Source organism: Mesorhizobium sp. M0011 (assembly GCF_040324155.1).
Taxonomy (GTDB): Bacteria; Pseudomonadota; Alphaproteobacteria; order Rhizobiales; family Rhizobiaceae; genus Mesorhizobium.
This window is the reverse complement of sequence record NZ_JAMYVQ010000066.1, coordinates 1-6,492: the sequence shown is the minus strand read 5'-3', so window position 1 is coordinate 6,492 and position 6,492 is coordinate 1. Positions and strand designations below refer to the sequence as shown.

At 61.6% G+C, this 6,492-nt stretch carries 5 protein-coding genes; all 5 read right to left on the bottom strand.

What is annotated here, in order from left to right; all coding sequences use genetic code 11:
* Positions 1-280: 280 nt before the first annotated feature.
* The 5 genes from NKK51_RS32225 to NKK51_RS32205 all read right to left on the bottom strand — a co-directional run bounded on the left by NKK51_RS32225 (position 281) and on the right by NKK51_RS32205 (position 6,188).
* The gene (locus NKK51_RS32225) at positions 281-1,348 is read right to left on the bottom strand and encodes an ABC transporter permease (RefSeq protein ID WP_352556317.1); all 1,068 of its coding nucleotides are present in this window, start codon (positions 1,346-1,348) and stop codon (positions 281-283) included.
* Between the two features lie 18 nt (positions 1,349-1,366).
* A complete protein-coding gene (locus NKK51_RS32220; protein ID WP_128304322.1) occupies positions 1,367-3,010 on the bottom strand; it encodes an ABC transporter substrate-binding protein in 1,644 nt (547 codons plus the stop codon).
* A 262-nt stretch (positions 3,011-3,272) separates the two neighbouring features.
* Positions 3,273-4,523 carry a lytic murein transglycosylase gene (locus tag NKK51_RS32215; RefSeq protein WP_502902533.1) on the bottom strand — a complete coding sequence of 417 codons (1,251 nt, stop codon included), beginning with the start codon at positions 4,521-4,523 and terminating at the stop codon, positions 3,273-3,275.
* A gap of 25 nt (positions 4,524-4,548) precedes the next feature.
* Positions 4,549-5,154 carry a recombination mediator RecR gene (gene recR / locus NKK51_RS32210; RefSeq protein WP_352556315.1) on the bottom strand — a complete coding sequence of 202 codons (606 nt, stop codon included), beginning with the start codon at positions 5,152-5,154 and terminating at the stop codon, positions 4,549-4,551.
* 101 nt (positions 5,155-5,255) lie between these two features.
* Positions 5,256-6,188: a cell wall hydrolase gene (locus tag NKK51_RS32205; protein WP_352556314.1), complete on the bottom strand. Its 933-nt coding sequence runs from the start codon at positions 6,186-6,188 to the stop codon at positions 5,256-5,258.
* Positions 6,189-6,492: the final 304 nt, after the last annotated feature.

The window sequence follows — 6,492 nt, the reverse complement described above, 5'->3', positions numbered from 1 at the left end:
ATCAGAAAATAGAAACAGTCGACCTCAACCTCTGCAGACGATAAGTGACAAAACTGTTCGCGATGTCCTCGCACACCTGTTCGCGATGTCTCCGGTCCAAACAAGGGGGAGAGGTGGCCCGAAGGGCCGGAGTGGGGGTGATTGGCCGCAGCTGGAGCAATTCCAGGAAAAGTGTGAAACGGTTTTCCGTCCGGAATTGCGTAAAAACAAGGAGTTAGAGCGGGTAGCCGTTTCCGTGAAACGGTGAACTGCTCTAGGCCCGAAAGTGGAATACCTCTGCTCATTGAACCTTCGTCCTCGGATCGAGGACCCGATACAGAAGGTCGGACAGAAGGTTGATGGCGATGAAGACCGAACCGATCACGATGGTGCCGCCGAGCACCGCATTCATGTCGGCGTTCTGCAGCGAGTTGGTGATGTAGAGGCCGATGCCCGGCCATGAGAAGACGGTCTCGGTCAGCACCGAACCTTCGAGCAGCCCGGCATAGGAGAGCGCGATCACCGTCACCATCGGCACCGCCGCATTGCGCAGCGCGTGGCCCCAGATGATGCGGGTTTCCGACAGGCCCTTGGCGCGCGCCGCGACGATATATTCCTGCGACAATTCGTTGAGCATGAACGAGCGCGTCATGCGGCTGATATAGGCGAGCGAGAAATAGCCGAGCAGCGAGGCCGGCAGGATGATGTGGCGGAAGGCGTCGTAAAAAACGTCCCACTGCCCCTGCATCGCAGAGTCGAGGAGATAGAAGCCAGTGATCGGCGTAAAGGTGTATTCGTAGACGATGTCGAGCCGCGCGGGGAAGGCAACCCATTGCAGCTTGGCGTAAAACAGCACCAGCGCCAGCAGTCCCAGCCAGAAGATCGGCACGGAATAGCCGATCAGGCCGATGATACGCACGATCTGATCGATGAAACTGCCGCGCCTGACCGCGGCCAGCACGCCAAGCGGTACGCCGAACAGCGCGCCGATCAGCGTCCCCAGCGTCGCCAGTTCCGTCGTGGCCGGAAGCGCCCGGCGAATGTCGGTCATGACAGGATTGGTGGTCAGCACAGAGACACCGAAATTGCCGTTCAGGGCATTTTTCACATAGATGTAGAACTGCTCGACCAGCGGCAAATCGAGGCCTATTTCGCGGCGCGTGCGCTCGACGACATTGGCCGGCGCCCGGTCGCCGAGCACCGCCAGCACCGGGTCGATCGGGATGACGCGACCGATGAAGAAGGTGACCGCGAGCAGACCAAGATAGGTCGTGATCGCGATGACCAGGAAACGGCCAAGCGATGATGCAATAGCGAAGGCACGGGCGCTGCCGCGCCCCGCCGCCACTTCCTTTTCAACCGTGCTCATGCGGCGTGTCCGCGAGCACTATTCCTTGGACACCGGCCCGACGAAATTGCTGTCGAAGCTCGGGCCGAGGGCAAAGCCCTTGAGGTTCTTGCGCAGGCCGGCCACTTCCAGCTGCTGGTGGATGACGACGAAGGGGCTGGTGTCCAGGATCTTCTTCTCGAGATCCTTGTACATGTCAGCGCGCTTGCCGGCGTCCTTCTCGAGCAGCGCTGCTTCCGTCTCCTTGGTCAGGTCCGGAATGTCCCAGGCGTTGCGCCAGGCCAGCGTCTTGGACTTACCCGCATCCGAGTTGTCCGGATTCGAGGCAAAGGTCTGGGCGTTGGAATTCGGGTCGAAATAATCCTGGCCCCACTGGCCGATATAGATGTCGTGGTTGCGGGCGCGGTACTTGGTCAGCGTCTGCTTGCCGTCGCCCGGGATGATCTCGAGCTTGATGCCGGCCTGTCCGAGCGTCTGCTGGATCGATTCCGCCATGCCGGTCGTCGGCTGACCGGTGCGTACGTCCATGGTTACGCTGAAGCCGTCGGGCAGACCGGCCTTGGCCAGCAATTCCTTGGCCTTGGCGACATCGAACTTGAACGGATTCTCATCCAATTCGCCGAGCACACCCTTCGGCAGGAAGGTCTGGTGGATTTCGCCGATGCCCTTGAGGATCGTCGAGCTCAGCGCATCGTAGTCGACCAGGTATTTGAAGGCTTGGCGGACCTCGGGCTTGGCGAGGTTGGCATTCTTCTGGTTGAGGCTGATGTAATAGACCGTGCCCTTCGGCGCGCTGGTCGAGATGAGATCGGCGTTCTTGGCGATGGCGTCGAGGTCGTTCGGCTCGAGATTGCGGGCAACGTCGATGTCGCCGGCCTCGAGCGCCAGGCGCTGGCCCGAGCTTTCCTTCATGTTGCGGTAGATGACGCGGGCAAGCTTGGCCTTCTCGCCGTAGTAATTATCGTTGCGCTCGAGAACGACCACCTCATTGGCCCGCCATTCGCGCAGCTTGAAGACGCCGGAGCCGGCATAGCCGGTCTTCAGCCAGGCATTGCCGAAATCATTGTCCCATTTGTAGTCGGCGCTCGGCGTCACCGCAGCGACATGTTCCTTGACCAGCTTGGCGTCGACCACCGATGCAACCGTTGCCGACAGGCAGTTCAGCACGAAGCTCGGCGCATAGGCCTTGTCGACGGTGAACTGGAAGGTGGTCTCGTCGACCGCCTTGGCCTTCTCGGCGACGTTGTCGCCGCTGATGCCGAATTGGCCGATGATGAAGGCCGGGCTCTTGTCGAGCTTGACGGCGCGTTCGAACGACCAGGCGACGTCGGCCGCGGTGATCGGATTGCCGGAAGCGAATTTCAGGCCGGGCTTGAGCTTGAATGTGTAGGTCAGGCCGTCATCGGAGACGGTCCAGCTTTCGGCAAGGTCTCCCTTGACCTTGGAGGTGTCGCTGAGGTCGAGACGGACAAGCAGATCATACGTGTTGCCGGTGACCTCGGCGGTCGACAGCTCGAACGCCTCGCCCGGATCCATGGAGATGATGTCGTCGATCGCGAAACCTTCGACCAGCGTGTCGGCGGGCGTGACCGCACCGGCGGGCGCGCCGGCCAGAAGCAGCGCGGACATGGCTGCACCCGCCAGCAGGAAGCGAGAGCGTAGAGCAAACTTTTCCATCATCATCGTGATTGTTCCCTGTTTTGTTGTTTGTTGACCTGAGTTCCCGGCTCAGAGTTGTGCAATTCTTTTCGGGCCTGGAGAAGGCCCCAGTGATCTCTTACCGTTGCGGTTTTTGTCCAGTTGGTCAACACCATATCCGGCAGCCTCGTGGCGGGCAACGAGCATTTATACGATGGCTCAATGGGCCAGAAAGGCCGGTGGGATGTCGACGCATCGGCCAGCCAATCGAGGCTGCCGATCGAGGATAATCTGGCGAATGTCGCGGCTATCTCAGCGCCGCGACCAGGCTGGTGTCAGGGAAGCAGGTGGCGGCGCGGCCGTTCTTGGCTTGCCAAATGCCGATCGAACGGCGGGTCTTGAAGCCGGGCAGGCCATCGGCGCTGCCGACGTCATAGCCCTTGGCTTCCAGCGCGCGTTGCAGAGCGGCTATGTCCGAACGGTGGAGCCCGCCGACCGCGCCCCAGCTACCGGCAAAATTCTGATCGCCATGGGCGATGCGATCGGCGCCATGCCCAATGAACAGCGCATAGAGGTCGCTGGTGTTGTATTCCTTCAGCACGTAGAAATTCGGGGTGGCGATAAAGGCCGGGCCGCTGCGCCCGGCCGGCATCAGCAGAAATCCCTCGGCCTTCAGTTCACTCGCCAGAAACGGTTTGCCGCCAACGCGCTTGATGCCCATTGCCGCCCATTCGGAGATCTTCTTGCCCTGGTCCGGGCCTTCCAGCGAACAGGAAACACTTTCCGGCACGGTCACCTCGAAACCCCAGCCGCGGCCCTTCACCCAGCCATAATGGACGAGATAGTTGGCGATCGAGGCCAGCACGTCAGGCGTCGAGTTCCAGATGTCGACACGGCCGTCGCCGTCGAAATCGACGGCATGTTTCAGGAACGATGTCGGCATGAATTGCGGCTGGCCGAGCGCGCCGGCCCAGGACGATTTCATCGCGCCGACAGGGGCCAGCCCGCGCTCGACGATTTCGAGTGCAGCAAGCAGTTCGGTGCGGAAGAAATCCTTCTTGGTCGACATGAACGCCTTGGTGCCCAGCACCTCGAAAGCGTCGTAAGGCATCTTGGCCGCACCGAAGCCGGTCTCGCGGCCCCAGATCGCCAGCAGCACTTCGCCCGGCACGCCATAGCGCTTTTCGATGGCCGCAAGTGTCCTGGCATTGGTGGCTTCACGCGCGCGGCCACCTGCCGTCACCGCGCGAACCGTCTTCTCGGCGAAATAGGCGCCGGGCGAGCCGAATTCGGCCTGGTGCTGCTTCTGCGGCGTGGTCGCCTTCTCGCCCGGCTTGACCAGGTCGGGCAGCTTCAGGTTGGGCTTGATGCCATCGAAGGCGGCATCGAAGGTTTTTTTGGAAATGCCTTTCGCCTTGGCTTGCGGCCAGAGGTCGTTTTGCAGCCAGGCGCGGAACTGGTCGTCGATCGTTGCAGCGGAGGCGGGAGTGGCCGAAACCATCACCGCAAAGACGAGGCAGACAAAGACGCAGGCTGATTTCACAAAAGCAGGAATCATTTGCTTCTCCTGCCCGCCCATTGCGTCAAAACGCCGTCCGCGAGCGCAGCGCCGCGGCCAGCGTGCCCTCGTCGAGATAGTCGAGTTCGCCGCCGACCGGCACGCCATGCGCAAGGCGCGTCACCTTGATATCGAAGCCGGACAGCTGGTCGGTGAGGTAATGCGCGGTCGTCTGACCCTCCACCGTCGCGTTGACGGCGAGGATGATCTCCTTGACCTCACCGCCGGCGACGCGATCGACCAGCGAGCGGATGTTGAGCTGGTCGGGGCCGACGCCGTCGAGCGGCGACAGCGTGCCGCCAAGCACGTGGTAGCGCACATTCATCGCCGCCGCCCGCTCCAGCGCCCACAGGTCGGAGACGTCCTCGACAACGATGATGGTGCCGGCATCACGGCGCGGATCGGTGCAGATCATGCAAGGGTCTGATGTATCGACATTGCCGCAGGTCGAGCAGATGCGCACCTTGTCGGCCGCCTCGGCCATGGCGGCGGCGAGCGGCGACAGAAGCTGTTCCTTCTTCTTGATCAGATGGAGTGCCGCACGCCTGGCCGAACGGGGACCCAACCCCGGCACCTTGGCCAGGAGCTGGATCAGGCGTTCGATCTCGGGACCGGCGATTCGCTTCGACATCGCTCTGATCTAGGATTTTTCAGAGCGCTTTGGAACATCCCGCATCCGCATGACCCGCCATATTGGCTTGGTGGACCATTGGGCAGACCATGGAACGCAGATCAGTTGGCTTCGAGCGGCCGGCCCTGGCTGACAATCATCGCGCCGACGGCATCGGTGTTCTCAGGCGTCGACTGGAATCCCATCGACGCCTCTTGCGGCGCGTCCTCGACCGAGGAGATGACCCTTGTCCTTGTGTTCAAGGCTCCGCCAAAACGGGCGGCATCCGGTTCCTCCATCGGCTCCTGCATCGCCACCACCGTCGGCTCCGCCGAGACGCGCGCGGATTTCGCGGTCGGTGCAGCGGCTGCGGTCACATAGGTCTGCTGGGCAGGAGCGGATCGAACGGTTGCCGTCCTGGCCGGACGTACCGGCTCGGCGGATGCGACCAGCGTCACCGGTGCGGCTGACTTGTCGGGCGCCGCCGAGGCAATGGCGACCTGCGGCTCATCCGGCAGCGGCTGCCAGTTGCGGCCGCGCTTCTCATAGAAGGCATTGCCGCCGGCTACCATGGTGTAGTGCATGTTCTTGTAGGGGAAGCGCAGCCCGGCGGTGTGGAAAAACATCGTGTTCTTCAGCTTGGCCTTGCGCTCGCCCTTGAGCACGGCATCGGCGGCTTCCTCGACATCGGGCATCGCGCGCGAATTCATCGGCCTTGTCATGACGCCAGGCGCGAACTGCCCGGGTTCGCCCACCACTTGGCAGATGGTGCTGCCGTGGTTGCCGGAGCGCAGCCGGTTCATCACCACCGTGCCGACCGCGATCATGCCATCGCGGCTCGAGCGGTTGGATTCAAAGAACATCGCCCTTTCCAGACATTCCTTGTCCTTCGGCGTATGGCTGTAGGACCGGGAGCTCAGGAAACTCGGCGTGATGGCGTCGGTCAGGCTGGCGACGGACATGCCGTGTGAAGTGGTCTGGCTGCAGGCAGCCAAAAACAGGGGTGAAATGACGGCGCCGAGCAACAGCGGCGTCTTCCATCGCGTGGAAATCAACAGGTAACCCTCTCACTTCGTGCCCGCCCCAGGCTGCGGCAAGAATGAGACACTTTCGGGCAAAATGATGGCCAAAACGTTATTAACAACCCACTGTTGCCAAATTGGCACAATTTCGTGGCTTTCCAAATAGATCGGGCCATCATTTCATAAAAGCGATGACCGCCCTCTCTTTGTTTCGCCGCAATTGCCCCAGGGAAAGCGCTAGAGCCTTTCACGTTTTGACGGAAGCGTATCCGGCGTTTTCGAAGTAGTTCTTGCATTCGGCTGCCTCGATTGTTTCGACGAGGTGGCCGATGTGGCG